This window comes from Pseudomonas sp. 2FE, assembly GCF_005503735.1.
GTDB lineage: Bacteria > Pseudomonadota > Gammaproteobacteria > Pseudomonadales > Pseudomonadaceae > Aquipseudomonas.
Window position 1 is genome coordinate 38015 of sequence record NZ_SCMO01000010.1, and the last position, 26670, is coordinate 64684.

The window sequence follows — 26670 nt, forward strand, 5'->3', positions numbered from 1 at the left end:
TTTCATCCCAGGATAAAAAATAGGAATTTGCCTTTTGCCTTCGGCGCCTCTTATGGTCCCCTCCAGGTTGTTTGGAATCTGACGAACTAAGGAGAGGCGTATGTCTTTGACTCTGGTAATTGGCGACAAAACCTATTCCTCCTGGTCGCTGCGCGCCGCCCTGGCACTGGAGCTGACCGGCGCGCCCTATGACGAGGTGCTGGTGCACCTCGACCGCCCGGATACCCGTGCGCGCATTCTCGAACACTCGCCGACCGGCAAGGTGCCGCTACTGAAGACCGAAGAAGGCCCGATCTGGGACTCCTTGGCGATTGGCGAGTACCTCTCTGAGCGCTTTCCCGAGGCCCACCTGTGGCCACGTGGGCAGTACGCGCGGGCGGTGGCGCGGGCCGTGTGCGCGGAGATGCACAGTGGCTTCGGCGCCCTGCGCACGCACATGCCGATGAACCTCAAGCGCGCTCGCCCGCTGGAGCCGCTGCCGGCCGAGGTGCAGGCGGATATCGAGCGGGTCTGTACGTTGTGGGCCCAGTGCCGTGCCGATTTCGGTCAGGACGGGCCTTTCCTGTTTGGTCACGCCAGCTTGGCGGATGCCTTCTTCGCGCCGGTGGCCACGCGCTTGCGCAGTTATCAGGTCGCCCTACCGGCTACGGCGGCGGCTTATGTGGAAACCATTTACCAGTGGTCGGCCTTCCAGGGCTGGTACCAGGCAGCACTTAAGGAAAGCGCGGCGTGAAACGAGTACAGGTAGCGGCGGCAGTGATCCGTGGCGTGGATGGGCGGGTACTGCTGGCCCGCCGCCCGGAGGATAAGCACCAGGGCGGTCTGTGGGAGTTTCCCGGCGGCAAGGTGGAAGAGGGCGAGTCGGTGTCGGCGGCGCTGCAGCGCGAATTGGCCGAGGAGCTGGGTATCCAGGTAAGCGCCGCGCGGCCGCTGATTCAGGTGCAGCACGACTATGCGGATAAGCATGTGTTGCTGGACGTCTGGGAGGTCTCGGCCTTCAGCGGCGAGCCCCATGGCGCCGAGGGCCAGCCGCTGGCTTGGGTCAGCGCTAAACAGTTGGCGGACTATGAGTTTCCGGCGGCTAACCGGCCGATAGTGGCCGCCGCGCGCCTGCCCGAGCACTACCTGATCACCCCGGAGAACCTGGAGCCACAGGCACTGCTGCGGGGGCTGAAAGCCGCTCTGGACAGCGGGATTCGGCTGGTGCAGCTGCGCGCGCCGACTATGTACGACCCGCAGTACCGCGATCTGGCGGTGGACGTCGTGGGACTGTGTGCCGGGCGCGCGCAACTGATGCTGAAAGGGCCGTTGGAGTGGTTGGGGGATTTCCCCGCGGCCGGCTGGCACCTGACCGCGACCCAGCTGCGCCAGCTGGTCAGCGGTGGTCGGCCGTTCCCGTCGGAGCGCTGGCTCGCGGCGTCCTGCCACAACGCCGAAGAGTTGGCGCTGGCGGCGCAGATGGGCGTGGATTTCGTCACCCTGTCACCCGTGCAAGCTACCCAGACCCATCCCGAGGCGCAGCCGCTGGGGTGGGACAAGGCCGCCGAGCTGATCGCCGGTTTCAATCAGCCGGTCTACCTGCTCGGCGGTGTCGGTGCGACCGAGACTGAGCGTGCCTGGCAGATCGGCGCGCAAGGGGTGGCGGGCATCCGCGCGTTCTGGCCGCAAGTCGAATAAGCCGGTGATTGGCCGGGCAGCTACTGCCGGCCAAACCAGTCGCAGTCAGGTGTTTTCCGGCTTCGGCGCGGCCTGCCAGAGCACTTCCTTGATCTGCATGCGCTTGGCAATCAGGCGGGCGGCGACGAACAGCAGGTCGGACAGACGGTTGATGTAAGCCAGCTCGACTCCAGTCAGGGGTTCCACCGCGTTCAGCCGCTGGCAGCGGCGCTCGGCGCTGCGCGCCAGGCTGCGGCAGACATGGGCCTGCGCGACCAACTGCGAGCCGCCCGGCAGGATGAAGTTTTCCAGCGGCCCCAGCTCCTCGTTCCAGCGGTCGATGGCCGCTTCCAGGCGCTGCACCTCGGCCGAGTCCAGGGCCTGATAGACCGGCATCGCCAGCTCGCCGCCAAGGTCGAACAGGCGGTGCTGGCAGGGCGCCAAGACCTCGATCAGCTCGCTGAGTCCTGGCCATATGCCTTCCTGCTCGGCCAAGCCTGCGAGTAGCAGGCCCAGGTGGCTATTGAGCGTATCCACCTCGCCCATGGCCTCCACCCGTGGGTGATCCTTGGGTACCCGGCGGCCGTCGGCCAGGCCGGTTTCACCGGCATCGCCGGTGCGGGTGTAAATCTTCGAGAGTCGGTGACCCATGATTAAAAGTTGTCCTGGGTAGGTGGCAGCGGCAGGCGCAAGGTGAAGCAGGTGCCCTGGCCGAACGTGGAGTGCACTTCCATCTGCCCTTTGTGGTTGTTGGTGATGATGAAGTAGGAGACCGACAGCCCCAACCCCGTGCCCTGGCCAATCTCCTTGGTGGTGAAGAACGGCTCGAAGATGCGCTTGCGCACCTGCTCGGGCATGCCGATGCCGTTGTCTTCGACCTGAATTTCCACCCAGGGGGGCGTCAGGCGGGTGCGCAAGGTGATGCGTCCGGGTTCCAGGGGCTCTGCGCCTGGCTTGGCTTCGCGTTGATGGATCGCCTGGGCGGCATTTTTCAACAGGTTGAGCAGCACTTGTTCCAGTTCGTTGGCGATGCCGGGCACCGGGCCGATCTGCGGATCGAACTCACGCAGGATGCTCAGGCCCTTGAAGTCGAAGCCTTCGGTCAGGTCGAAGTCATTGCCGGCGATGTCCACCGCCTGGTCGAGCAGTGCCGGCAACTGGCAGGGGGCGAGTTGGCGATTGCTCATGCGGCTGAAGCTGAGCATGTGGCTGACGATTTTTGCCGCCCGCGAGCCGGCTTGCTGGATTCCATCCAGTAGTTGTGGCACTTCACGGCCTTGCAGGTAGCGATTGACCGTCTCCAGTGAGACGCCCACGGCCTCGGCTTGTTCGAGATTCTTCGCTAGCTCGGCAGACAAGCGCCGGCGAATGTTCTGCACGTTGTGCAAGATGGCGCCCAGCGGGTTGTTGATCTCGTGGGCCATGCCGGCGGCCAAGCCGCCGACCGAGAGCATCTTCTCGGACTGCACCATCATCTCTTCCAGCGAAAGGCGCTGGGTGATGTCGTCGATGCGGATCACCACGCCGCGGCCGGCGCCGCCCATCAGCGGATAAAAAGTCAGGGCGTAATGCCGTGGCGCGTCATCCTTGAGCCAGGTCACGCGCTCGATTTTCTCCACCTTGTGCCGTTCGGCGGTCTGTTTGAGCTGTTGCAGGAACGGCTTGAGGGGTGGAAAAGCCAGGAATACCGGCTGGTTCAGGGCCGCCTCCAGCCGGGTGCCGGAAAGCGCGCTGGCTTCCTGGTTCCATTGGGTGACGTAGAGCTGTTCGTCGAGGGCGATCAGGGCCGAGGGCATCGAGTCGATGATGCTGTTCAGGTAGTTCTGAAAGCCCGTGAGCTTCTTTTCGATCTTGCTGCGCACCTGCACCTCCAGCTCCAGCTTGCGGTTGGAGTGGCGGGTTTCCTCGGCCAGGCTCTGGGCTTGGTCGGAGGCCATTTGCGCATCGTCGCGGGCGCGCTTGAGCTGCTGCTCGCGCGCCTCGATGCGTGACAGCATGGTGTTGAAGGCCTCTGCCAGTCGGCCAATTTCGTCCTGATTGCCGCGGGCGGCGCGCAGGGCGTAGTTCTCTTCGCGGGTGACCTGGCGCGACAACTCTTCCAGTTTGCGAATCGGCCGAGTCACCATGCGGCGGATTTGCCGGGCCACCAAGGTCCAGAGCAACACGCTGAAGGCGAGAATCACCAGGCTGGCGGTCAAGGTGCCGGTGTAGAAGGCGCCGGGCAACTCGCTGGAGGCGACCAGCAGCAGGTGGCCAGGCGCTTTGCCGGGCTGGGGCAGTGCGATCAGTTGGTTGGCGCGAAACTCACCGTAGCGCCAGCTGTCCAGCTGTTCGAGGCTCTGCGGCAGCTGCAGTTTCTCGCCGCGTTCCAGCTGTGCCAGGCGCTGTCCGGTGCTGTCGTAGAGCACGGCCGCGCGTAGCGGCGCGTAGCCGTTCAGGCGTTGTAGCAGGGCCTCGGCGGCGGTTGGCGAGCTGAGCGCTTCATGGCTCAGGGTTGGGCTGGCGATCAGGCGGCCGAGGGTCTGCAGGGCTTGCGGCGCCATGTTTTCCTGGGAGATCCAGTAGGCGGCGCTGATAAAGGCCAGGTTGGCCACCAGCAGGACGGTGGTCAACAACGCCAGCAGCGCGGCCAGGAGTTTGCGGCCAACCGGGAGGTTTTCAAGGCGCTTGCGCAGGGTCATGAGCAGGTTGATCGCGGCTGACGGAGGAGCTGGCAGGGTAGCGCGGGCTTTACTGGGTGGGCAATCCGCGTGCGTTTAGATGACTGACCAGGCGCTGATGCAGGGCATTCAGGTGCGGCAGCTCGCGTTGATGCCGGCGGGCCACGGCGCAGGCGTGCCCGAGTAGGAAACTGATCTCGGTGCGCCGGCCTTGGGCGACGTCCTGGTGCATCGACGAGTAGTTGGCGGCGGTGGCCTTGATCACCCGCTCGACTTCTTCCGCTAGCTGCTCGGCGGCCGCGGGCTGACCGCAGAGGCTCAGCAGCTCGCCCAGTTCGGCGCAGAGGGTCGCAACTTCCGCCGGGTGCTCGAGCAGGCCGCCGTTGCGGCAGTCGTAGAGCACCGTCAGCGGGTTGATCGCGCAGTTCAGCGCCAGCTTGCGCCACAGGCGGGTGAGGATGTCGGCGGTCCATTGGTGAGGAATGCCAGTGTTGCCGAGCTGGGCGAGCCAGGCCGGGGGGCTGGGGTCGAGCGGGTCGCCGAGCCAGGTGTAGCCATGGCCGGCAAACACCACGCGGAAATCGTCCTCACGAAACGCCCCCTCGGTGCTGGAGGCGAGGATGCAGCGCGTGTGCGGTAGGCGGGCGGCCACCGCGTCCTGGCTGCCCAGGCCGTTCTGCAGGAGGATCAGTTCGGCATCGGCAGTCAGGCGGTGGGCCAGGCTGGCGACCGCGGCTTCGGCGTCGTAAGCCTTGCAGGCCAGCAACAGCCGGCGGATCGGGCTTGAGTCCGCCGGGGTTTGCGCGGCGATGGGATAGAGGTTGCTCTGGCCGTGCTCCACCAGGGTCAAGCCGCCGGCGGCGCGGTAGGCGGCCAGGCGCGCGCGGTCGCGCAGGAGCAAACGCACGGGCAGGCCGGCGCGGGCCAGTCGAGCGGCCCAGAGGCTGCCCAGGCTGCCGGCGCCCAGCACGTGCCAGGTCATGGTTACTTGTGCAGCGGCAGACGCATCGCCGCCACCCGGCCGCTCGCGTAGGACTCGGGCAGCAGCGTGGCGGCGTGCCGGATCAAGCTATCCGGATCGATGGGCAGTGCCTTGGCGTCCATGCCGACCAGGCTGATGCCGGCCTTGAGGGTGATGAAGCCTTCGCTGGTCTTGAAGGCTTTCAGGTTCAGGCCCTCATGCAGGCGTTTGAAGCTACTCGGGGCACACTCTTGCAGGTCTTCGAGCAGGGTGAGCAAGCCGAAGTGGTTATCGTCCAGCCGCGTCAGCACATCGAGTGGGCGCACCAGCTGTTGCAGGCGGCGGGCGACGCCGTGCAGCAGTTCGTTGTAGAAGCTGTGGCCATATTGCAGACGTAATTGCGAGGCCTCCTGCAAACCGATCAACAGGTAACACACGGCACCGCCGCGGGACTCGATCTTGCGCAGGCTGTCGACCAGCATCTGCTGCAGGTAGCGCGGGTTGCCCAGGCCGGTCAGGGAGTCGACCAGGTTGCGTTGTTCCAGGCAGGCGATGTTCTGCGTCAGCAGGCGGTTTTCCTGCAGCAGGCGTTGCAGGGTGTTGCACAGGCGGTCGGCGGCGTAGATCCGTGGCACCAGTTGCTCGCTCATCGCCGCCTTGTTGATGAAGTCATCGACGCCGCGGTCGAAGGCCTCGTTGAGCACGTTGTCGCCGTCCTTGCCGGTGAGCAGGATGATGTAGGTGTAGTGGTCGGTCATCTCGTCGAACTGGCGCACGCGGCCGGTCAGCTCCAGGCCGTCGATTTCCGGCATCAGCCAATCGGCCAGCAGCACACTGGCCGGGCGCTGTTCGAGCAACTTGAGCGCCTCGACGGCGCTGCTGGCGAAGCGCACGTCGAGGTAGCCAGCCTGGCTCAAGGCGCGGCCGATCATGGTGCTGGAGAACTTGGCGTCGTCCACCACCAGGATGCTGAGATGGGGGTTGGGCATTGGCAGACTCGCAGGAAGTGGTGAAGGTGCCGGTACATGGCCGGGCAGTGAATGTATCTGCAGTTATATAATGACCTGGCATTTTAACCGTCAAGCCTGGCGCATCCTGTCCGTGATGCGGATCGCGCCGTCTATCTGGAGAAACCCCATGCCCTCGTTCGACGTGGTGTCCGAGCTGGACAAACACGAAGTCACCAACGCCGTCGATAACGCGATGAAAGAGCTGGAGCGTCGTTACGATCTACGCGGCAAAGGCACTTTCGAGTTCAAGGAACTGACCATCAACCTGACCGCCGATGCGGATTTCCAGCTGGAACAGATGGTGGAGATTCTCAAGCTCAGCCTGGTTAAGCGCAAGATCGATGTGCAATGCCTGGAATTGAAGGAGGCCTACCCTTCGGGCAAAAGCGTGAAGCAGGAAGCCGTGCTGCGTGAAGGTATCGATAAAGAGCTGGCGAAGAAGATCGTCGCGCATATCAAAGACAGCAAACTCAAGGTGCAGGCCGCTATTCAGGGCGAGCAGGTACGGATCACCGGCAAGAAGCGTGACGACCTGCAGGAGGCCATCGCCGCCCTGCGCGCCAAAGACTTCGGCATGCCGCTGCAGTACAACAACTTCCGCGATTAATTCGCCGTCAACGCACCCTCTGCGCCGCAGTGGCGGCGCAGAGGGTGCCCGATGTGTGTGACCGCCATGGCGGTTTCGTTTTGGGGATCGATTACAGCAGCGATATCCAGTTGGCTCGCGCAGTGCTGTTGGAGATCGCCGCCGATGCGCGGGTGCTCGAGGACACGCCGCCGGTGGTGTTCGTCACCGCGCTGGGCGACAGTGCGATCAGTCTGTCGTTGCGGGTTTGGGTGGCCACGGGCGACTACTGGCCGGTGACGTTCGACTTTATCGAGCAGGCCAAGGAGCGCCTGACGGCAGCGGGGATCAATATCCCCTTCCCGCATCGGGTGGTGCATCTGTTGCAGAGCAACTGATGCTGCGCAGGGCAAAAGGCCGGTTTTTTATGGCCGATCCGTGGAGGGCTGTTCGCTGGTGGGAGTTGGCGTCGAGCCATTTGTCTGCGGACCCTCGCGGCGCCACTGCCAGATGATGAGGATTAACGTCGGCATGCCGAGTAACGCGGTAATCAGGAAAAAATCGCTATAGCCGAACTTCTCCACCATCACCCCGGAGTAGCCACCGATCAGCCGCGGCAGCAGCAGCATGATCGAGCTGAGCAGCGCGTATTGGGTGGCGGAGAACTTCAGGTTGGTCAGGCTCGACAGGTAGGCGACGAAGGCCGCGGTGGCCAACCCGGCGCTGAAGTTGTCGCAGGAGATGGTGAGCACCAGCATCTGCAGGTGCGGGCCCATCCCGGCGAGCAGCAGGAACAGCAGGTTGGTCGCCGCCGACGCCGCACCGCCGATCAGCAGAATCGGGAAGATCCCGAAGCGCACGATCAGCAAACCTCCGAGGCCGGCACCGAGCAGGGTCATGACCAGGCCGAACAGCTTGCTGACGCTGGCGATCTGATCCTTGCTGAAACCTTGGTCGATGTAGAACACGTTGGCCATCACGCCCATCACAGTGTCCGACAGGCGATAAGTGGCGATCAGGCCGAGCAGCAGCAGGGCTTGCCAGCGGTAGCGCAGGATAAAGTCGTTGATCGGCGTGAGCACCGGCGCCAAGCCGCGGCGGCCCATGGACGACAGGCACAGCGCGGTCAGGATGAGGTAGAGCAGGGCGCGCAGAAAGGCCCGATCGTGCAGCAGCAGATCGAGGAGACTGCGGCCGTGGAACAGCACGCTCTCGAAGTTCGTCCGGTACAGCTGGGTGAACAGCGCCGGCACCGAGACCAGCAACACGATCAACACCAGCACCGAGATCATCTGATGACTGAAACCATAGCGGGCGGCCGACAGTTGGGTGCGCAGCGGCACCGGCGGTTCGCGCATCCACAGGCTGGTGAGTAGCCCCGGCACCATCAACAGCGCAAACAGCAGGTAAGTGCCGGCCCAGGCCGCGTGCTTGTACAGCCCCCCGGTGGAGCCGAACCACTCGGCGAAATACAGTGCACCGGCAGTCGCCAACAGCGCGGCGACCCGGTAGCCGGCCATGTAACTGGCGGCCAGCGCGGCCTGGCGGCTGTCTTCGGCGATTTCCAGGCGGTAGGCATCGATGGCGATGTCTTGGGTGGCCGAGGCAAAGGCCACCAACACGGCCAGGGCGATCAACCAGGCCAGGTGTTGCTGGGGATCGCACAGCGCCATGCCGGCCAGCCCAACGGCCACCAACACTTGCGAGAGCACCAGCCAGGAGCGGCGCCGGCCCAGTTTGCCCAGCAGCGGCAGGCGCCATTGGTCGAGGAGTGGCGACCAGACCCATTTGAAGGCGTATGCGAGGCCGATCAAGCTGGCGAAACCTATGGTCTCACGCGCCACACCGGCCTCGCGCAGCCAGACCGAGAGGGTGGAGAACACCAGCATATAAGGTAGGCCGGCGGCGAACCCCAGCAGGAGCAGAGCCAAGCTGGCGGGGGTGGCATAGGCGGCGAGGGCGGCGCGCCAGGTTTTACGGGGCATGGGGCTGTGATCTGCCTGGGGAGTACGGAGCTTGGAGAACAAAGTCGGATTAGCAAAACAGGATTATAAAAACAGCGCGCACTCTAACCGCTGTGCTCCACTGGGCGCCAGCCATGCCGCTGCATATCCACCCGTTCGTTATGGATGCGCACGCCCTCGGCGCGTAAACGCGCCCGTTGCTCATCGCCGGCGGGGCTGCCTGACATCAAGCTGAGCCGACCGCCGGCGGCGACTACCCGATGCCAGGGCAGCGTACTGCCTTGCGGCAGTTGGCTGAGGCTGCGCCCGACCCAGCGCGCCGCTCGGCCAAGACCTGCCAGTTCGGCCAACTGGCCATAGCTGACCACCTTGCCTGCCGGCACTTGCGCCAGGGTCAGATACAGCGCCGCCCGCCGCGCCTCGGCGCTTGCCGCTGGCCCGAGGGCCCAGGCATGCTCTGCCGCCTTCTCCTCACCCTCTGCCTGTCGATGGATCATGTTGCTACGCATCCTGCTTTCGAGTGTTGTGTTTTTAACTGCTCTATTGGGCCTCGTCACCTCGGCCTGGGCGGACACCGTCTGGCTGAATAATGGCGATCGCCTGAGTGGTGAGATCTTACTGCTGGATGGCGGCAAGCTGGCGCTGAACACCCGGTACGCCGGCCAGGTGCTGATCGATTGGAAGGATATCGACACCCTGCGCTCGGACAAACCCTTGTTGCTGCGCCGCGCAGGCCTCGACAGCGAGCATAGCAAGCGCTTGGAGGCGGCCGGCAAGGGCATGGTGCGGGTGCTCAACTCAAGCACCGAGACCGTGCCCTTGGCCAGTATCACCCGCCTGGTGCCGCCGCGTCTGTTGCTGCAGGACCGAGTCTGGGAAGGCAACCTGGATGCCAAGCTGGACATGCAGCGCAATGAAGACAATACCGATGAGTGGCAGCTCAAGGGCAACACCCGGGTCGAGCATGGCCGCTGGCGTCATGTGCTGACCGGTGAGTTGGAGCGTGAGACCAAGAACGGCGAGCAAACCGACAACAATTGGCAGTATGAATACGACCTCGACCGCTTTTTCAGCGAACACTGGTTCTGGCGTGCCGGCATCGAGCAGCAGCGCGATGAGTTCGACAGCATCCAGCGCCAGCGCATTCTCGGCAGCGGTCCCGGTTATCGTTTCTGGGACAACGAACTGGGGCGTTTCGATCTGATCAGCCAGTTCAACCGGGCCACCTTCGAGTCTGCGGCGGGTGATCTGGAGTTCAATACTTACTCGTTGGAGTGGGATTACAAGCGCCTACTCTGGGGCACGCGGCTGGAGTTCTATAGCAACGCGGAGCTACAGATTCCGCAGATCAGCGCGGTCGACTATGCGCTCGACAGCGAGTTCGGCTTGCGTTATCGCCTCAACAGTTGGGCGCGCCTGTCGCTGCTCTATGAGTTGAATCAGACCGGCGGCGTGGCGGCGGTGAGCGGCTCGGATCGGCGCTACTCGCTGGGCGTCGGGGTCGGCTGGTAAGCGCTCTCGGTTCAGGCTTCGATGAAAAAAGCCCCGCGGTTGCGGGGCTTCTTCTTGGTGCAACAGCTGCGATCAGAGACGCAGACCGCCGTCCAGTTCGAGGATGCGACCGGTGTAGTAGTCGTTTTCCAGGATGTAGGCGACCGAATGGGCGATCTCCGCCGGTTTGCCCATACGCCTGAGCGGGATGCCCGACGTCATCTTCTCCAGCGCTTCCGGCTTCATGCCGAGGGTCATTTCGGTCTCGATAAAGCCTGGTGCGACGCCGGCGACCCGGATGCCGTAACGCGCCAGCTCCTTGGCCCAGACCACGGTGTCGGCGGCTACGCCGGCCTTGGCGGCGGAGTAGTTGGCCTGGCCCATGTTGCCGGCACGGGAGATCGAGGAGATGTTGACGATTGCGCCGTGGTTGCCCAACTCGATCATCTTCGCCGCCACTTCGCGGGTGCAGAGGAATACGCCGGTCAGGTTGACGTCGATCACCGACTGCCACTGCGCCAGGCTCATCTTGGTCATTTCGCCGTCTTTGATCTTGATGGTCAGGCCGTCGCGCAGAATGCCGGCGTTGTTGACCAGGCCATTGATGGCGCCGAAGTCTTCGGCGATCTGCGCCACGCAGTGGGTCACCTGCTCTTCATCGGCGACGTTGCACAGGTAAGCCCGGGCGTCACCACCGGCGGCCTTGCAGGCGGCCACGGCTTCGTCGAGTTTTTCCTGATTGAGGTCGACCAGGGCCAGCTTGGCGCCTTTAGCCGCCAGATACTCGCCCATCGCGCGACCTAGACCCTGGCAGCCGCCAGTGATGATGATGACTTTGTCTTGCAGTTGCATGCCAAATCCCCTCGAAGGTGTATCGGTTGTTAGCCCCGCTGGCGCTGCGAATCGTTATGCTGAGTGCCTGTCCGTTTTCGACGAATTCTGTGCGAGGAGTCATAAGGTGAGCGTGAAAGCCGGCAAGCATGCCCGAGAATTGCTACTCAAGGAATACCGTGGGGTGCTCTCCACCCAGTCCAAAGCCATGCCGGGCTACCCTTTCGGATCGGTGGTGCCGTACTGCCTGGACGAACAGGGCCGGCCGCTGATCCTGATCAGCCGCATCGCCCAGCACACCCACAATCTGCAGCTCGAGCCCAAGTGTTCGCTGCTGGTCGGCGAGCGTGGCGCGGAGGATGTGCAGGCCGTTGGCCGCCTGACCTTGCTGGCGCAAGCCCGCCAGTTGAGCGATGAGGTGGCCATCGCCGCGGCGGCTGAGCGCTATTACCGCTATTTCCCCAGCTCACAGGGCTATCACCAGGCGCATGACTTCGATTTCTGGGTCTTGGAGCCGGTGCGCGCTCGCTATATCGGCGGTTTCGGTGCCATCCACTGGATCGATAGCGTCACCTTGGCCAATCCCTTCGCCGCTCAGGTCGAGGCGGGGATGGTCGAACATATGAACAGTGATCATGCCAGCGCCATCGCCCATTACGTCGAGCTGGCCGGCTTGCCGCGTGAACCGGCGGCGCAACTGGCCGGGATCGACAGCGAGGGCTTTCACCTGCGCATCGGTCAGGCGCTGTATTGGCTGGCATTTCCCGAGCTTTGCCGTAATCCCGGTGCCGTGCGCCAGGCCTTGGTGGCACTGGCGCGGGCCGAGGTTTGGCCGACCGGCGGAGCGCTGCAGGCTTGAATTTGCCCTGTTGCGCCATTACTTAACCAGCATTGGAAGTCCTTACTTCCGTCCAGGGATTGTGTTGATGCGCGCTTTTTTGTTGCTTCTTCTACTGTTTCCGCTGATCGAGCTGGCCGTGCTGATCCAGGTCGGCAGTGCTATCGGCGTGTTGCCGACCTTGTTGCTGATTATCGGCAGTGCCGTGCTCGGCAGCGTGCTGCTGCGGGTGGCCGGGGTCGCCACCGCTTGGCGCGCCCGTCAGCGCCTGGCACGGGGCGAGTTGCCCGAGCAGGAAATGCTCGAAGGTCTGCTGATCGCGGTCGGTGGCGGTCTGCTGCTGTTGCCGGGGTTTATCAGCGACATCTTCGGCTTGCTCTGCTTGCTGCCGTTTACCCGTCGCCTGCTGGTGAATAAAGTGCGCCAGCGTGTGGCCGCTCAGGCCATGCGCCAGCGGGCCTTTGCCGATGACCTGCAAGCGCGCTCCGGGCCGGCGCGGCCGAACGTCATCGAAGGCGAGTTTGAACACCGCGATTCCTAAGAGTCTGTTTAAGATCGTCGCGAGCGCAGGTCAGGCAAGGCGAAAAAAGGCGAGGAAGCGGAGTTGACTGCAGTCAATGAGCATTCCGAGGCTGTTTTCAACGCAGCATGGCCAAGCGCAGCAGATATTAGGCCGGCTCTAAAGATTTTTCGCGGCCACCCTTGAAATACCCTTGTCAGCCCTTATGTAGTGGTCACCGCAAGGTCTCTGTCGGTGACGACAGGCAGTCTTCTGCGGTCCGCCCTGCGGGCCGCAACCGGCAACGCCGGATGTGTCAACCAGCCGGTGCATAAACCGGCGGCTTTAAATCACCTTACTTGGGAGAGATCGACAATGAAGCTTCGTCCTCTGCATGACCGCGTCGTCATCCGTCGCAGTGAAGAAGAATCGAAAACCGCTGGTGGCATCGTTCTGCCGGGTTCCGCTGCTGAAAAGCCGAACCGTGGCGAGATCCTCGCCGTGGGTAGCGGCCGCGTGCTGGACAACGGTGAAGTGCGTGCGCTGGCCGTGAAAGTGGGTGACAAGGTGGTATTCGGTCCTTACTCCGGCAGCAACACCATCAAGGTTGACGGTGAAGACCTGCTGGTAATGAGCGAGAACGAAATCCTGGCCGTTGTTGAAGACTGATTTCAGCGCATCGTCGCTACGAATTCCGTTCCACCGAAACGAATTGAGGAATAACGATCATGGCTGCTAAAGAAGTTAAATTCGGCGACTCCGCCCGTAAGAAGATGCTGGCTGGTGTTAACGTCCTGGCCGACGCGGTAAAAGCGACCCTCGGCCCGAAAGGCCGTAACGTGATCATCGAGAAGAGCTACGGCGCTCCGACCATCACCAAAGACGGCGTTTCTGTTGCCAAAGAAATCGAGCTGAAAGATCGCTTCGAGAACATGGGCGCCCAGCTGGTTAAAGACGTGGCTTCCCGTGCCAACGACGACGCTGGCGACGGCACCACCACCGCTACCGTTCTGGCGCAGTCGATCGTCAGCGAAGGCCTGAAAGCCGTCGCTGCCGGCATGAATCCGATGGACCTGAAGCGCGGCATCGACAAGGCGACCATCGCCATCGTTGCTCAGCTGAAAGCCCAGGCCAAGCCGTGCACCGACACCAAAGCCATCGCTCAGGTCGGCACCATTTCCGCCAACTCCGACACCTCCATCGGCGACATCATTGCCCAGGCCATGGAAAAAGTCGGTAAGGAAGGCGTGATCACCGTTGAAGAAGGCACGGGCCTGGAAAACGAACTGTCGGTCGTCGAAGGCATGCAGTTCGACCGTGGCTATCTGTCCCCGTACTTCATCAACAAGCCGGACACCATGGTCGCCGAGCTGGAAAGCCCGCTGATCCTGCTGGTCGACAAGAAGATCTCGAATATCCGCGAAATGCTGCCAGTGCTGGAAGCCGTGGCCAAAGCCGGCCGTCCGCTGCTGATCGTTGCCGAAGACGTCGAAGGCGAAGCCCTGGCGACTCTGGTGGTGAACAACATGCGTGGCATCGTTAAAGTCGCCGCGGTCAAAGCCCCAGGCTTTGGCGACCGTCGCAAGGCCATGCTGCAGGACATCGCCGTCCTGACTGGCGGTACCGTGATCTCCGAAGAAATCGGCCTGAGCCTGGAAGGCGCTACCCTGGAACACCTGGGTAATGCCAAGCGCGTGATCCTCAGCAAAGAAAACACCACCCTCATCGACGGTGCTGGCGTTCAAGCCGATATCGAAGGTCGCGTGCTGCAGATCCGCAAGCAGGTTGAAGACACTTCTTCCGACTACGACCGTGAAAAACTGCAAGAGCGTCTGGCCAAACTGGCTGGCGGTGTTGCCGTGATCAAGGTCGGCGCTGGTTCCGAAGTTGAAATGAAAGAGAAGAAAGCCCGCGTAGAAGACGCCCTGCACGCGACCCGCGCTGCCGTCGAAGAAGGCGTGGTGCCTGGCGGCGGCGTCGCCCTGGTGCGTGCCCTGCAAGCCATCGAAGGTCTGAAAGGCGAGAACGCCGATCAGAACGTCGGTATTGCCCTGCTGCGTCGCGCCGCTGAAGCGCCGCTGCGCCAGATCGTGGCCAACTCCGGTGACGAGCCGAGCGTGGTCATCGACAAGGTCAAGCAAGGCACTGGCAACTACGGCTACAACGCTGCGACCAGCGAGTACGGCGACATGATCGAAATGGGTATCCTCGACCCGGCTAAAGTGACCCGTTCTGCTCTGCAGGCCGCGGCCTCCATCGCCAGCTTGATGATCACCACCGAAGCGATGATCGCCGAAATCGTGGAAGACAAGCCTGCGGCTGGCGGTATGCCGGACATGGGCGGCATGGGTGGCATGGGCGGCATGATGTAAGCCGACCAGCCCTTATGGTCTGATCCAAGTGGTAGAAAAAGCCCCGCCTAGTGCGGGGCTTTTTTATGGTCGTGAATTTGTCGGGGATTCAGTAACTCGGCGAAAGGGCGGGGACGCTATTAAAGGACAATCTACGGGTTACTCAACGCTTTGAGAGTCCGATTCAGGCTAGTTGGCTGGGTTCACTCAAGGCTTGAACGGCTTGCCCCTGCCGAGCGGGGCAGTACAGCACGGCGTAGTAAGAGCCCAGGCAGATCAGCCAGCAGAACAGCGCCGTCCACAGGTTATGCGAGAAAAAGTGCGCGCCTTGCAGCATCCGGCCGAGGGAAAACACGCTGCCCAGGGTGAGTGCGAAGATCAGCCCTGCGCGTGCCAGGCGCGGCCGGCGGTCACGCCAGACAAAGAACAGCACGAACAGCGTGAAACCTGCCGCGGCGTGGCCGCCCGGCCAGCAGCGGCCTGGCTTGTCGGTGGGCGGGCGCGGGCTGAGCAGTGCGCTGTAGCTTTCCGTACCGCCAAACTGGCTAAGGCTCCACGGGCATTGCACGGCCGTCACGGCTTTCATCGGGGTGACGAAGCTGGTGGACAGCGCCATGGCCAGCACCACATAGCTGAGCTGCCGCCGCATAGGCTTGACGCACTCGAGGAACAGGCTCGTCAGCAAACCGAGGAGTGACAGTGCGGCGAACGCGATCACCGCCTGTTTGGCGCGGTCATGCAGGACATCTTCGAGGAAGGCGCTATGCCGGCCGATAAAACCCACGCCAGGCTCATAGGCCAGATTGGCGAGGGCGAAGTCCAGGCGGGTGGGTTCGACGATCAGCAGCAGGGCCATGCTGGTCAGTGGCAGACCCAGGCAGAGCCAAAGATTCAGGGGCGCTGAGTGACTGCGAGCAGGAATCGACGGCATGCGGAGTCCAGACTGTGAATGAAGAGGCCCCCGACGCTGTGCGGGTATTCGGCCGTGTTGAGCGGTTTATGCTTTTCAACGAGTCGCTGCAAGCCGCGGGTGCCCAGGAAACCGCGCAGTCACGCCGCTAACAGTAGCCACAGCTCGCGTAGCGAGGTAGTGCGCAGCAGTGACGGCGCGCGACTCCAGAACACAATGGGCGGCAGTCTGCCGGTCGGCCTGTCGTCACGGCGTGATTCAAGTGTGAAAAAAGTGTCAAACGGGCTTGGTTCGAGGGGGCTTCGAGTTAAGGTTGGCCCATGCTGCGCGGGAAGTTAGCGCGCCACGAGGAAAGTGCTGATGCGAATTTTGTTAGTCGAAGATAACCGCGACATTCTGGCCAACCTGGCCGACTACCTGGGCATGAAAGGTTATAGCGTGGACTGCGCGCAGGACGGTTTGTCCGGCCTGCACCTGGCGGCGACCGAGCATTACGACCTGATCGTGCTCGATATCATGTTGCCCGGGATGGACGGCTACACCCTCTGCAAGCGCCTGCGCGAGGATGCGCGCCGCGAGACCCCGGTAATTATGCTTACCGCCCGTGACCAGTTGGATGACCGCCTGCAGGGCTTTCGCTCCGGCGCCGACGATTACCTGCTGAAGCCCTTCGCCCTCTCCGAATTGGCGGCGCGCATCGAGGCGGTCTTGCGCCGCACCCAAGGCGGCGGGCGGCGCAGCCTGCAGGTGGCGGATCTGACTTACGATCTCGATACGCTGCAGGTCAGCCGCGGCGGACGGACGCTCAAGCTCAACCCGATCGGCCTCAAGCTGCTCGCCGCGCTGATGCAGAAGAGTCCTCATGTGTTGCGCCGCGAGGTATTGGAAGAGGCGTTGTGGGGAGATGACTGCCCGGACAGCGATAGCCTGCGCAGCCACGTCCATCAGCTGCGTCAGGTGATCGACAAACCCTTCGCCACGGCGCTGCTGCAGACCGTGCATGGTGTGGGTTATCGCCTGGCGGAGGCGAACGATGGAGTTTAAGCACAGCCTGTCACGCCGGATCGTGATTGCCTTTGTGCTGATGACCTCTCTGGTGGCGGGCGCCTTTGCCTTGGGGATAGTCGAGACCGTGCATCTGGTGGAGGAGAGACTACTGTCCAGCGAGCTGGGCGGCGATCTCGATCGCTTGCTGCAGATGGACAGCATGGACGAATGGCGGCATATCCCGGAGCCGGGGCAGCTGTTCTACTTCTCTGGTGGTCGTGAAGAGTTCGCCTTGCCGGACGATCTCAAAGAGCTGGCGCCGGGCTTTCATGAGGTGTTTCGTGGCGAGCTGTCCTATCACGCTTTCGTGCGTGTCGTCGACGGTCGCCACTATATGCTGCTGCAGGATCAGAGCGACTTCGAGGCGCGTGAGCGGGTGCTCTTCGCCGTGGTGCTGGTGGGCTTTCTGCTGAGCGTCGGTCTTTCCGCCGTGCTCGGCTGGCTGCTGGCACGCAAGGTGATCGAACCGGTGGTACGCCTCTCCCGCCAGGTTCGCCATCGTGATCAGCTGCTGGATCTGGCGCCGCTTTTGGCGCCGGACTATGCCGCCGACGAGGTGGGGCAACTGGCCAGGGCCTTCGATGACACCCTCGGCCTGCTGCGCCATGCCCTGACCCGTGAACGCCTGTTCACCAGCGATGTCAGCCACGAGCTGCGCACGCCCTTGATGGTGCTGGCCAGCTCCTGCGAGTTGCTGCTGGAAAACCCGACCCTCGACCTGCGCGCCCGCACCCAGGTGCAGCGCATTGCGCGGGCCTGTGACGAGATGCGTGAGCTGGTGCAAACCTTTCTGTTGCTCGCCCGCGCCCAGCAGGGGGACAGCAACCTGTTGGTGGCGGTCAGCCTGTCCACTGTGGCGGATGAATTGGTGGCGCAGTGGCGCGAACCGATTGAGAGCAAGGGCTTGCAGCTGGATTACCGGAGCGGCGAGCCCTGCCACGAACTCTTCAACCCGACATTGTTGCGCGCGGTGATGGGCAATTTGCTGCGCAACGCCTGGCATTACACCGAGCAGGGGCGGATCAGCCTGGGCTTGCTGAACAATGGTTTTGTCATCGAAGACACCGGTGTCGGCATTCCCGAGAACGAGCGCGAGGCCATGTTCCAGCCCTTTGTGCGTGGCGGCGAGCAGCATGGCGATGGTCTGGGGTTGGGGCTTTCCCTGGTGCAGCGGATCTGCGAGGACCAGGGCTGGAAGGTTCAGCTCACGGCGGCGCAACCCAGCGGCTGTCGCTTTCGGGTCGAACTGAACTGAACTGAGTGCCACGGCCACTTCGGTGTCCCTATCGGGGCCTGGGCCTATGACCCGCAAACTTCCTTGAGCCTTGCGGGTCATAGGCTCGCGTAGTGGATCGGCGGGCGCGTTTTCACGGAATTTTCACCTGGGCTTGACCTGCTGTTGACGGGCGCCTGCATAAGGTTGGGCGATGATCCGCAGGAGATGGCCCATGATTGACCCCGTCAAGCTCGAGTTTTCCAACAAATACGATCAGCAACATGCCCGGCAATACCTGGAGAAGCATCAGGAGGGTGGCTGGCGCAAGTTGTCCCATTGGCGTGATCAGCAGTTGGCGCGGCGTGCCCTGGCGCTGGCGGGTGAGCCGGGTCTGGTGCTCGACTTGCCCTGTGGGGCCGGGCGTTTCTGGCCGTTGCTGGCAGAAAAGTCTAACCGCGTGATCATCGGTGCGGACAACTCGGCGAATATGCTGCAAGTGGCTTGTGCCGCTCAGCCGGCAGAAGTGGTGAAACGGGTACGGCCTTTGCAGACCTCTGCCTTCGCCATCGATCTGCCGGACAATGCCGTGGACAGCATCTTCTGCATGCGTCTGCTGCATCACGTCGGTGATGCCGAACACCGCATGACGCTATTGCGTGAATGCAAGCGGGTGACTCGCGATAGCTTGATTGTTTCGCTGTGGGTCGATGGCAATTTCAAGGCCTGGAAACGTAAGCGTCTGGAGAGAAAGCGCCAGGGCCAGGCGGGGCAGGAAAGTTACCAGAATCGGTTTGTGTTACCGGTGGCTACTGTTGAAGACGAGTTCCGCCAGGCGGGCTTCCGGGTGCAGGAGCATTTGGACTTCTTGCCGCTGTATGCCATGTGGCGGGTTTATGTATTGCGTAAAGGGTAATCAAGCATGAGTGAAGCGCTGTATTCGACTCCGACATTTGCGCCACCTGAGCAGTTTGAACACTGCTGGCAACAGCACGGCGAATGGGTTGAAGAGCCGAATCAACGGCGTGGCGGCGAGAGTGGCGTACAGCGAGTCCGTGCGGACGGGCAGTTGTTGTATGCCAAGCGCCAAGTAGGGCATCTCTATCGCAGCCTGCGGCATCCTTTTGGGCGGCCGACGGTGCTGCGCGAGCGTGATGCCTTGGAAGGTTTTCGCCGGCTCGGGGTGTGGGTCCCCGAGGTGGTGTATTGCGCTGCGTTGTGCAGCGCAGATAAAAGCTGGCGCGGACTGCTGGTGACGGCGGCGTTGGACGGCTTTCAGGAAGTCGACAACTGGTACGCCAGCGGTGGCCGTGAGCACTATGGCGAGCAGTTGCATCAACAGTTACTGCACGCGCTGGGCGCCATGCTGGCGCGCTTGCATCTGGGGCGTTGGCAGCACGGTTGCCTGTACGCCAAACATATCTTTGTGCGGGTCACGGGTGAGGGCGCGGCGGCCCGGGCGGACGTGGCGCTGCTGGATCTGGAGAAGGCTCGACGGCGCTTGAGCAAACAACGTGCGGCCCGTCACGACTTGCGCCAGCTAAGGCGCCATTCGTCGTGGAATGAAGCGGATTGGCAACAACTGATCTACGGTTACCAAACAGCGTTTGGCAGCGCTATCAAGGGGTTGCAATCATGAAGCTAGAAATCGCACGAGGTTTGTTCCTCGTAGGAGCCCTAGGAGTGGCTTCCCTTGCTGTCGCGGCCTGGCATGAGCCTGGCCCGGAGGTGCTGAGTGCAGCGAACGGCCTAGGTCTTTGTCCCGTGCCGGCTAACGCCAAAGCCAAGGTGCAGCTGCGCCCGGATCAGGACCTGCTGTTGCTGATGTTCGGCCTGTCCCAAGGCGGGACGCGGTAGAGCTGAGTTGTCCTTGCGCGCTGAAACAAGTCGCGTTTAAACCAAAAGCCCCGCATTGCAGGGCTTTTTGCTGGGCTCGGTTAGTGGGCCGATACCGGTTTGGGTTGCTGTTCTTCTGTTGCCGGCGCATCCGGCTTGGCCAGCAGGCTGTAGACGCAGGGCAGCACGAACAGGGTGAACAGGGTGCCGACCGACATGCCGGTGGCGATCACCAGGCCAATATCGAAACGGCTGACCGCCCCCGCGCCGCTGGCGAGGATCAGCGGCACCATGCCGAAGACCATCGCCGCGGTGGTCATCAGCACCGGCCGCAGGCGGATCGCCGCGGCTTCCTCCACCGCTGCGCGGCGGGATAAGCCCTTCTCGCGGCGCAGCTGATTGGCGAACTCGACGATCAGGATGCCGTGCTTGGTGATCAAGCCGATCAGGGTCACCAGGCCCACCTGGGTGTAGATGTTCATGCTGGAGAAGCCGAGGAACAACGGGATCAGCGCCCCGCAGATCGACAGCGGCACCGTCACCAGAATCACCAGCGGATCACGGAAACTCTCGAACTGCGCGGCCAGCACCAGGAAGATCAGCGCCAGCGCCAGGCCGAAGGTGACGTACAGCGCGCTGCCTTCTTGCACGTATTGCCGCGAAGCGCCGGCATAATCGAAGGCGAAGCCGCGCGGCGCTTCCTCTTCGGCGATCTGCCGGACGGTCTCGATGGCCTCGCCCATGCTGACCATGGGCACGCCCTGGATGATCGCCGAGTTGAGCTGCTGGAACTGGTTCAGCTGGGTGGGCCGCGCCTGGTCATGCACCTGGATCAGGGTCGACAGTGGCAGCATCTCGCCGCTGGCGTTCTTCACGTAGTAATTGCTCAGCCAGCCCGGGTTGTCGCGGTAGGCGCGTTCGACCTGGGCGATCACCTTGTAGCTGCGGCCGTCGATGGTGAAACGGTTGATCTCGCCTTCGCCGAGCAGGGTGGCCAGGGTCATCCCCAGATCCTCCATGGATACGCCCATCTGGGCGGCTTTGGCGCGGTCGATGTCGACCACCACCTCGGGCTTGTCGAAGGCCAGGTCGACATCGAGGAAGGCGAACTTGCCGGACGCCTCGGCGCGTTGCTTGATCTTCTCGGTCACCTGCAGCAGCGACTCGTAGTCGTTGGGGGTGTTGACCACGAACTGGAACGGCGGGCCCTCGCCGGTACCGGGGAGCGACGGCAGGTTGAAGCCGAAGATCTGCAGGCCGGGGATCGCGCTGAGCTTGCCTTGCACCTCCTGAAGCAGCTCCATCTGCGTGCGTTCCCGTTCGCTCCAGGGCTTGAGCAGGAAGCCACCGATCCCCGATTGCACGCCGTTGAAACCGTTGATCTGGAAGGACGAGTAGTACTCCGGGAACTCCTTGAAGATCTTCACGAACTCGGCGGTATAGGCATTCAGGTAATTGAGGTTGGTCGGCTGCGGCGCCGTGGCCATCAAGAACACTATGCCCTGGTCCTCGTCCGGCGCCAGCTCGCTCTTGGTGAAGTGCAGGAGGGCGGGGATCAGGCACATGACGATCAGCGCGAACACCAGCACCACCGGGCGGGTGTTGAGGGTGCCGTGCAGCGTGCGCTGATAGCGTTTTTTCAGGCGCTCGAACACCAGATCCAGCCTGTGCGCCAGGCCTGTGGGGTTCTCATCGTGGCGCAGCAGCTTGGCGCACATCATCGGCGACAGGGTCAGCGCGACTATGCCGGAGATGATCACCGCGCCGGCCAGGGTCAGGGCGAACTCCTTGAACAGCGCCCCGGTGAGCCCTTCGAGGAAGCCGATAGGGGCATACACCGCCGCCAGGGTGATGGTCATCGACACCACCGGCACGGCGATCTCGCGGGCGCCCTCGATGGCCGCAGCGAAGGGGCTCTTGCCTTCCTCGATATGCCGGTGGATGTTCTCCACCACGACGATCGCATCGTCCACCACCAGGCCGATCGCCAGCACCATGGCCAGCAGCGTCAGCAGGTTGATCGAGTAGCCCATCAACTGCATGAAAAACAGCACGCCGATCATCGACAAGGGAATGGTGATGACCGGGATCAGCACCGAGCGCAACGCGCCGAGGAACAGGAAGACCACGACTATGACGATCAGCACCGCTTCGAACAGGGTCTTCACCACCTCGTCGATGGACGCCTGGATAAACAGCGTGGCGTCGTAGGCGATGGAGACTTTCAGGTTCGGCGGCAGCTGCGCCTCCAGCTCCGGCAAGAGCTTGCGCACTTCCTTGATCACCTCCAGCGGGTTGGCGCTGGGGGTGCCCTTGATGGCGATATACACGGAGGGGATGCCGTCGAAGGAGCTGATCGAGTCGTAGTTCTCGGCGCCCATCTCCACCCGCGCGACATCGCCGATCAGCACGCGGCTGTCGCCGACTGTCTTCAGCGGAATGGCGGCGAAGGCCTCGGCGGACTTCAGGTCGGTGCTGGCATTGATGCTGGTGACCACGTACTGACCCTTCACCTCGCCGGCGGCGGAGAGGAAGTTGTTCTGGCGTACCGCGTCGTTGACGTCACTGGCGGTGATGCCGTAGGCCGCGAGCTTCAGCGGATCGAGCCAGAGGCGCATGGCGAAGACTTGGTTGCCGAGAATTTCCGCCTCGGCCATCCCCGGCAGGGTGGCCAGCTTGGGCTGGATCACCCGTGACAGGTAGTCGGTGATCTGCGGGTTACTCAGCTCATCGCTGTAGAAGCTGATGTACATCAGCGCCGAGGCGTCGGCCGCTTCCTTGCTCAGCACCGGGTCTTCGGCGGCCTGCGGCAGCTGGTTCTTCACCTCGTTGGCCTTGGCCAGCAGCTCGGTGAATAGGCGGTCGCTGTCGGCGCCGATCCGCGCATAGATCGAGACGATCGAGACATTCTGCCGGCTCACCGAGGTCATGTAGTCGATGCCCTCGGCGCTCGCCAGGCTCTGTTGCAGCGGCTGGGTGATATAGCCCTGGATGGTCTCGGCGTTGGCGCCGGGATAGGCGGTGGTTACCCTGATCAGGGCGTTCTCCATCTGCGGGTACTGGCGGATGGTCAGTTTGCCGAAGGCCTGGAAACCCAGCAGGATGATCAGCAGGCTGACCACGCTAGCCAGCACCGGGCGACGGATAAAGGGATCGGTAAAAGCCATGAGGTGATTCCTTGGCGCCAGCGGCGGCTCAGTTGCTGCTGGGCTGACTGTTCGAGGTGGCGGGTTGCGCCTGGTCGGCGGCGATGCTCACGTGGGAGCCGCTATCCAGTTTGAGTTGGCCGGCGGTCACCACCTGTTCACCGCTCGCGAGCCCCTTGAGGATCACCACCCGGCCATCACGGCGCTCGCCGGTTGCCACGAAACGCCGCTCGACCACTAGCTGGGTTTGACCCTTGGCATCTTTCTGCGGCTGGCCGTCCTCCGCTTTCTGCTCGGCGATCACGTACACCGAGTTGCCGTAGAGGGTGTAGGTGAGGGCAGTTTCCGGCACCACCACCCGTGCTTGCTCGCCCGGCAGCAGCACCTCCAGGTTGGCGAACATCCCCGGCAGCAGCTTGCCGTCCGGGTTATTCAGCCTGGCGCGCACCTGCACATTGCGCGTGGTGTCTTCCACCTTCGGGTTGATCGCGCCGATGTCACCCTCGAACACTTCACCCGGATAGGCGGCGACACTGAAGCGTACGCGCTGGCCAAGGCTCAGCTGGGGCACGGACTGCTCGGGCAAGAAGAAGTCGACGAACAAGGTGCTGACGTCTTGCAGGGTGGCGATGATGGTGCCGCTGGCGACGAAGTCGCCGACATCGACCTGACGGATGCCGATGGTGCCGGCAAACGGCGCGAGGATGCGCTTCTTGGCCAGAATGGCCTTCAATTGCGCGACTCGGGTGATGGCCTTTTGCAGCTCGGCGGAGAGGCGATCGAACTCGCTTTTGGACAGCGCCTGACGGCTGAGCAGGCTGCGCGCCCGCTCGAATTCGACCCGCGCCAAGCCCAGCTCGGCCTCCGAGGTGGCCAGGGTGGCCTGTTCGACATCGCTGTCCAGCTGCACTATGGGCTGATGCAGGGTGACCTTTTCGCCGGAGAGAAACAGCACATCCTGCACCGTGCCGCTGGCTTCGACGGTCAGATCCACGCCCTGGAACGCCTTGAGCGTACCTATGGCCGGCAGTCGGCTCTGCCAGGGTATTTCCACGGCCCGGGCGGCGGATACGCTGATCGGCGGCGGCGGGGCGGAGAAGGACTTGCCCATTTGAATGAACGAATTGATCTTGAAGGCGGCGAGGGCGAGCACCACGAGGGCGACAACGCCCAGCATGATCAGCATGCGGCGGAGCAACATATTCCGGTTCCTTGGCAGGACAAAGGGGGGCCTGGGAATAGGCAAGCTCAGTACCTTAGTCCCGCTGCTTCGGGCAAGTCAAAACCAGGCGTTTGCAAAAAATTGCAGCGCGGCGGGTACGCCACTCACTGTCGCGCAAGTTACCAACCTAACCCGCAGATGCCGGCATCTCGCTGGGTGGCGTTGTGCCGCCACCGGGCTGTGCGGCGCGCTGATAGCGGGGGAGAGAAGGTTGTAGGCTGGGTAGAGCCGTTTTTTGGCGAAACCCAGGCTACGAGCTGGAACAGCTCGGCAGGTTCTTAGGCGAGTCGCAGGTGGTTGTCCCAGAGTCCGGCGGGCAGTTCGAGCGGCTGGGCGACGATGCGTTCGCCGCGGCAGTCATACAGCCGGCAACGGCCCTGGCCGGAACTGACGACAAAGCCAGCGGCTACCGCGCCGACACCGGCGCAGTCCGGCAGCGGCGCGTCGAGACGCAACTGCGCGCTGTCCAGGTCCCAGACCAGGAAGCGATTGCCCCGCGGCGCAGTCAGCGCCAGCAGGCGCAGCTCGCTGTGAATGGCCAGGCTGGCGGTGTACTGGTTCAGCATCTGGCGCTGCGCGTCCGCGATCGGGAAGGGCTGGAACGTCTGGCCCGGGCGCTTGATCGCGAGCATGGGGGCGTGATCGCCGGGGTCACCTTGGTATTGCTGGCCGGAGACGATAGTGCCGTCGCCGGCCACCGCCAGATGGCGCACGCTGTTCATCCGCTCGGGCAGTTGTTCCTTGCTCAGCAGCGTGCCGTCACGCTTGAGCAGGACCAGGCTGGATTCCATGGCGTCGAGGTTCATCGCCACGCGGCTGTCCGCCTCGGTGCGGATGCCGCCATTGGCGACGACTATGGTTTCGCCGTCGGGCATCCACAGCAACTGGTGCGGGCCGACGCCATGGCTGGACAGTTCATGGCTACGCAGCAACCGCCGGCCGTCCAGGCGATAGACGCCGAGTACGCCACGACCGGGTTCGGCGGTGTCGTTTTCGCTACTGTAGAACCATTCACCGCTCTGGTGGAAGATGCCGTGCCCGTAGAAGTGCCGATCTGTCGGCGAGTTCAGGGTTTGCAGCAGGCGCCCGTCACGCAGGTCGAGCAGATAGCTCTCGGTGCTCGGCCGGCGCCCGACGAACACTGCCAGTGGCAGGCTGGGGTGCGGTACCACATCGTGACAGCGCTGGTTGACCTCGGTGGCAAACACTTTGCTACCGTCCAGGCGGTAGCCGACGGCGTAGTGCCGGCCGTCGGCGTCATCCCGCGCGGAGAGCAACAGCGGCTGTCGAGCATGCCGGACCAGGGTCCAGCCGCCGAAGGCGGAGGCGGCGAGCAGGGCGCCGCCGAGGCCGAGAAAAGCACGGCGTTGCATGTCTGGCTCCTCTGGCTCAGTCGCCGTCGTTGGCGTTGAAGCCCAGCTGGATGCTGAGGGTTTTCGCCAGTTCGCCACTGTGCAGGCGGTGCAGCTTATCCAGGCTGTCATACAGCGCATTCAGTTGGTTGCGCCCGGCCTCGTCGGCGAGCAGTTCGCTCAGCGGTTGTTGCAGTGCGGCGAGGCGCTGACGGGTATCGGCGTAAGCCGCGTCGAGGCGTTTGCCCAGGTCGGCCTGTTCCGGGCTGAGCAGGGCGCGGATGCCATCCTGCTTGGCGCCCTGCCAGACGCGTTCGGCGCTGGCCAGCGTGGCGGCGATGTTGTTCAGGCTGGAGTTGCTGCGCCAGCCTTCCGCCTGATACGGCTGCGGCAGACCCTTGCTCTGCCGCCCCAGCGGGGTGCCGAGTTTCTTCTTCAGGCTGTCGATGCCGGTGACCTGGGTGCGCAGCAGGTCGGCGATGGCCTCGGTCCCTTCGGCATAGCGGGCGTTGGGGATGCTTTGCAACTGCGCGCCGATACCGTCCTGGCTTTGCCATTGGCTCAATACGCTGGTCGAGAGCCTTTGCTGATGGTCGCCGATGGCCGTCAGCAGCGGGCAGTAGCGATTCTTCTGGGTGGCGTCGTTGAGGTCGAGCGCCGGATCGAACAAGACATATTCATAGGCGGTCAGGCCCTGAACCACCACGCTGGATTTATCCAGGTCGGCCGGCGTCAGCTGCGGCTTGCTCTTCACCAGAGTCTCCACTTGGCGCGCGACCAGGTTCTTCTTGTCCGGCCAGAACTGGATTTGCCAGGCCCGATTGCCTTCCGTCAACGGGCCGAGCAGCAGCGGTTGCAGCCCGGCCCAGGCACTCTGCGCGGTGAAGAAGGCCTGGCGTGCGGCAGTCAGGTCCTGACTGCCGGCGCAGAAGGCCTTGGCGCTGGTCGCGAGCTGGCGGTCGGCTTCGACCCAGGCACTGTAGGTCGGCAGCAGCACGCCCTCGGTGAGGGCGGCGCTGGTCTTGCTCTGCGGGTCGGATGGGGCACAGGCACTCAGGGCCAGGCCGCTGAGGACGGCGGCGAAGACGGCGGTAAGTCGGTGGGGGCGCAGCATGCTC

At 63.3% G+C, this 26670-nt stretch carries 25 protein-coding genes and 1 pseudogene; 14 read left to right on the forward strand and 12 right to left on the reverse strand.

Going from position 1 to position 26670, the window contains the following annotated elements:
* Positions 1 to 100: 100 nt before the first annotated feature.
* Positions 101 to 733 (forward strand): glutathione S-transferase family protein, encoded by a 633-nt coding sequence (locus FFS12_RS14950; protein ID WP_137887805.1) that lies wholly within the window; start codon positions 101 to 103, stop codon positions 731 to 733.
* Positions 730 to 1677, forward strand: a complete 948-nt coding sequence (locus FFS12_RS14955) for a Nudix family hydrolase (protein ID WP_137887807.1) — start codon at positions 730 to 732, stop codon at positions 1675 to 1677. The genes FFS12_RS14950 and FFS12_RS14955 overlap by 4 nt, the downstream gene beginning before the upstream one ends.
* Before the next feature lie 45 nt (positions 1678 to 1722).
* Here the strand turns inward: FFS12_RS14955 and FFS12_RS14960 are convergent, their stop codons facing one another.
* Genes FFS12_RS14960 through FFS12_RS14975 form a run of 4 tightly spaced genes read right to left on the reverse strand, consistent with a single transcriptional unit; the run spans position 1723 to position 6266 of the window.
* A complete protein-coding gene (locus tag FFS12_RS14960; RefSeq protein ID WP_137887810.1) occupies positions 1723 to 2307 on the reverse strand; it encodes a cob(I)yrinic acid a,c-diamide adenosyltransferase in 585 nt (194 codons plus the stop codon).
* A 2-nt stretch (positions 2308 to 2309) separates the two neighbouring features.
* Complete coding sequence (locus FFS12_RS14965; RefSeq protein ID WP_137887812.1) at positions 2310 to 4337, reverse strand: ATP-binding protein; 2028 nt, start codon at positions 4335 to 4337, stop codon at positions 2310 to 2312.
* Between the two features lie 49 nt (positions 4338 to 4386).
* A complete protein-coding gene (locus FFS12_RS14970) occupies positions 4387 to 5298 on the reverse strand; it encodes a putative 2-dehydropantoate 2-reductase (RefSeq protein WP_137887814.1) in 912 nt (303 codons plus the stop codon).
* Between the two features lie 2 nt (positions 5299 to 5300).
* On the reverse strand, positions 5301 to 6266 hold the full coding sequence (locus FFS12_RS14975; RefSeq protein ID WP_137887816.1) for a response regulator: 966 nt from the start codon (positions 6264 to 6266) through the stop codon (positions 5301 to 5303).
* Between the two features lie 148 nt (positions 6267 to 6414).
* Here FFS12_RS14975 and FFS12_RS14980 point away from each other — a divergent pair, with 148 nt between their 5' ends.
* Together FFS12_RS14980 and FFS12_RS14985 are read left to right on the forward strand one after the other, a co-directional pair.
* Positions 6415 to 6894, forward strand: coding sequence for a YajQ family cyclic di-GMP-binding protein (locus tag FFS12_RS14980; RefSeq protein ID WP_119952179.1), 480 nt, complete (start codon positions 6415 to 6417; stop codon positions 6892 to 6894).
* An 80-nt stretch (positions 6895 to 6974) separates the two neighbouring features.
* Positions 6975 to 7250, forward strand: a pseudogene (locus FFS12_RS14985) (mechanosensitive ion channel family protein); the annotation flags it as partial.
* Between the two features lie 27 nt (positions 7251 to 7277).
* Here FFS12_RS14985 and FFS12_RS14990 read toward each other — a convergent pair.
* Positions 7278 to 8837: an AmpG family muropeptide MFS transporter gene (locus tag FFS12_RS14990; protein ID WP_137887820.1), complete on the reverse strand. Its 1560-nt coding sequence runs from the start codon at positions 8835 to 8837 to the stop codon at positions 7278 to 7280.
* An 83-nt stretch (positions 8838 to 8920) separates the two neighbouring features.
* Positions 8921 to 9313: an MGMT family protein gene (locus FFS12_RS14995; RefSeq protein ID WP_137887822.1), complete on the reverse strand. Its 393-nt coding sequence runs from the start codon at positions 9311 to 9313 to the stop codon at positions 8921 to 8923.
* Here FFS12_RS14995 and FFS12_RS15000 point away from each other — a divergent pair.
* Positions 9312 to 10328: a DUF481 domain-containing protein gene (locus FFS12_RS15000; RefSeq protein ID WP_137887824.1), complete on the forward strand. Its 1017-nt coding sequence runs from the start codon at positions 9312 to 9314 to the stop codon at positions 10326 to 10328. The two genes, FFS12_RS14995 and FFS12_RS15000, sit on opposite strands and share 2 nt — an antisense overlap.
* Positions 10329 to 10400: 72 nt before the next feature.
* On the opposite strand, the gene FFS12_RS15005 is transcribed toward FFS12_RS15000, so the two are convergent.
* Complete coding sequence (locus tag FFS12_RS15005) at positions 10401 to 11159, reverse strand: SDR family oxidoreductase (protein WP_137887826.1); 759 nt, start codon at positions 11157 to 11159, stop codon at positions 10401 to 10403.
* A gap of 106 nt (positions 11160 to 11265) precedes the next feature.
* Between FFS12_RS15005 and FFS12_RS15010 the strand changes: the two genes are divergently transcribed.
* The 4 genes from FFS12_RS15010 to groL all read left to right on the forward strand — a co-directional run bounded on the left by FFS12_RS15010 (position 11266) and on the right by groL (position 14847).
* Complete coding sequence (locus tag FFS12_RS15010; protein ID WP_137887828.1) at positions 11266 to 11997, forward strand: HugZ family protein; 732 nt, start codon at positions 11266 to 11268, stop codon at positions 11995 to 11997.
* A 67-nt stretch (positions 11998 to 12064) separates the two neighbouring features.
* Positions 12065 to 12517: an FxsA family protein gene (locus FFS12_RS15015; protein ID WP_137887830.1), complete on the forward strand. Its 453-nt coding sequence runs from the start codon at positions 12065 to 12067 to the stop codon at positions 12515 to 12517.
* Between the two features lie 333 nt (positions 12518 to 12850).
* Positions 12851 to 13144 (forward strand): co-chaperone GroES, encoded by a 294-nt coding sequence (locus tag FFS12_RS15020; RefSeq protein WP_137887832.1) that lies wholly within the window; start codon positions 12851 to 12853, stop codon positions 13142 to 13144.
* 59 nt (positions 13145 to 13203) lie between these two features.
* Positions 13204 to 14847, forward strand: a complete 1644-nt coding sequence (groL, locus tag FFS12_RS15025) for a chaperonin GroEL (protein WP_137887834.1) — start codon at positions 13204 to 13206, stop codon at positions 14845 to 14847.
* Positions 14848 to 15010: 163 nt separating this feature from the next.
* Here the strand turns inward: groL and FFS12_RS15030 are convergent, their stop codons facing one another.
* Positions 15011 to 15757 (reverse strand): phosphatase PAP2 family protein, encoded by a 747-nt coding sequence (locus FFS12_RS15030; RefSeq protein WP_137887836.1) that lies wholly within the window; start codon positions 15755 to 15757, stop codon positions 15011 to 15013.
* Between the two features lie 339 nt (positions 15758 to 16096).
* Between FFS12_RS15030 and FFS12_RS15035 the strand changes: the two genes are divergently transcribed.
* The 5 genes from FFS12_RS15035 to FFS12_RS15055 all read left to right on the forward strand — a co-directional run bounded on the left by FFS12_RS15035 (position 16097) and on the right by FFS12_RS15055 (position 19853).
* The gene (locus tag FFS12_RS15035) at positions 16097 to 16780 is read left to right on the forward strand and encodes a response regulator transcription factor (RefSeq protein WP_137887838.1); all 684 of its coding nucleotides are present in this window, start codon (positions 16097 to 16099) and stop codon (positions 16778 to 16780) included.
* A complete protein-coding gene (locus FFS12_RS15040) occupies positions 16770 to 18038 on the forward strand; it encodes a HAMP domain-containing sensor histidine kinase (RefSeq protein WP_137887840.1) in 1269 nt (422 codons plus the stop codon). Before FFS12_RS15035 ends, FFS12_RS15040 begins: the two co-directional genes overlap by 11 nt.
* A 193-nt stretch (positions 18039 to 18231) precedes the next feature.
* Positions 18232 to 18912 carry a class I SAM-dependent methyltransferase gene (locus FFS12_RS15045; protein ID WP_137887842.1) on the forward strand — a complete coding sequence of 227 codons (681 nt, stop codon included), beginning with the start codon at positions 18232 to 18234 and terminating at the stop codon, positions 18910 to 18912.
* A 6-nt stretch (positions 18913 to 18918) separates the two neighbouring features.
* Positions 18919 to 19635: a lipopolysaccharide kinase InaA family protein gene (locus tag FFS12_RS15050; protein ID WP_137887844.1), complete on the forward strand. Its 717-nt coding sequence runs from the start codon at positions 18919 to 18921 to the stop codon at positions 19633 to 19635.
* Positions 19632 to 19853, forward strand: a complete 222-nt coding sequence (locus FFS12_RS15055) for a hypothetical protein (RefSeq protein WP_137887846.1) — start codon at positions 19632 to 19634, stop codon at positions 19851 to 19853. Before FFS12_RS15050 ends, FFS12_RS15055 begins: the two co-directional genes overlap by 4 nt.
* 80 nt (positions 19854 to 19933) lie before the next feature.
* On the opposite strand, the gene FFS12_RS15060 is transcribed toward FFS12_RS15055, so the two are convergent.
* The 4 genes from FFS12_RS15060 to FFS12_RS15075 all read right to left on the reverse strand — a co-directional run bounded on the left by FFS12_RS15060 (position 19934) and on the right by FFS12_RS15075 (position 26666).
* Positions 19934 to 22999: a multidrug efflux RND transporter permease subunit gene (locus FFS12_RS15060; RefSeq protein WP_137887848.1), complete on the reverse strand. Its 3066-nt coding sequence runs from the start codon at positions 22997 to 22999 to the stop codon at positions 19934 to 19936.
* A 28-nt stretch (positions 23000 to 23027) separates the two neighbouring features.
* Positions 23028 to 24179 carry an efflux RND transporter periplasmic adaptor subunit gene (locus tag FFS12_RS15065; RefSeq protein ID WP_137887850.1) on the reverse strand — a complete coding sequence of 384 codons (1152 nt, stop codon included), beginning with the start codon at positions 24177 to 24179 and terminating at the stop codon, positions 23028 to 23030.
* 299 nt (positions 24180 to 24478) lie between these two features.
* Positions 24479 to 25573 carry a DUF1513 domain-containing protein gene (locus FFS12_RS15070; protein ID WP_137887852.1) on the reverse strand — a complete coding sequence of 365 codons (1095 nt, stop codon included), beginning with the start codon at positions 25571 to 25573 and terminating at the stop codon, positions 24479 to 24481.
* A gap of 16 nt (positions 25574 to 25589) precedes the next feature.
* Entirely contained in the window at positions 25590 to 26666 is a 1077-nt protein-coding gene (locus tag FFS12_RS15075; RefSeq protein WP_137887854.1) for an imelysin family protein, read from the reverse strand.
* Positions 26667 to 26670 lie beyond the last annotated feature (4 nt).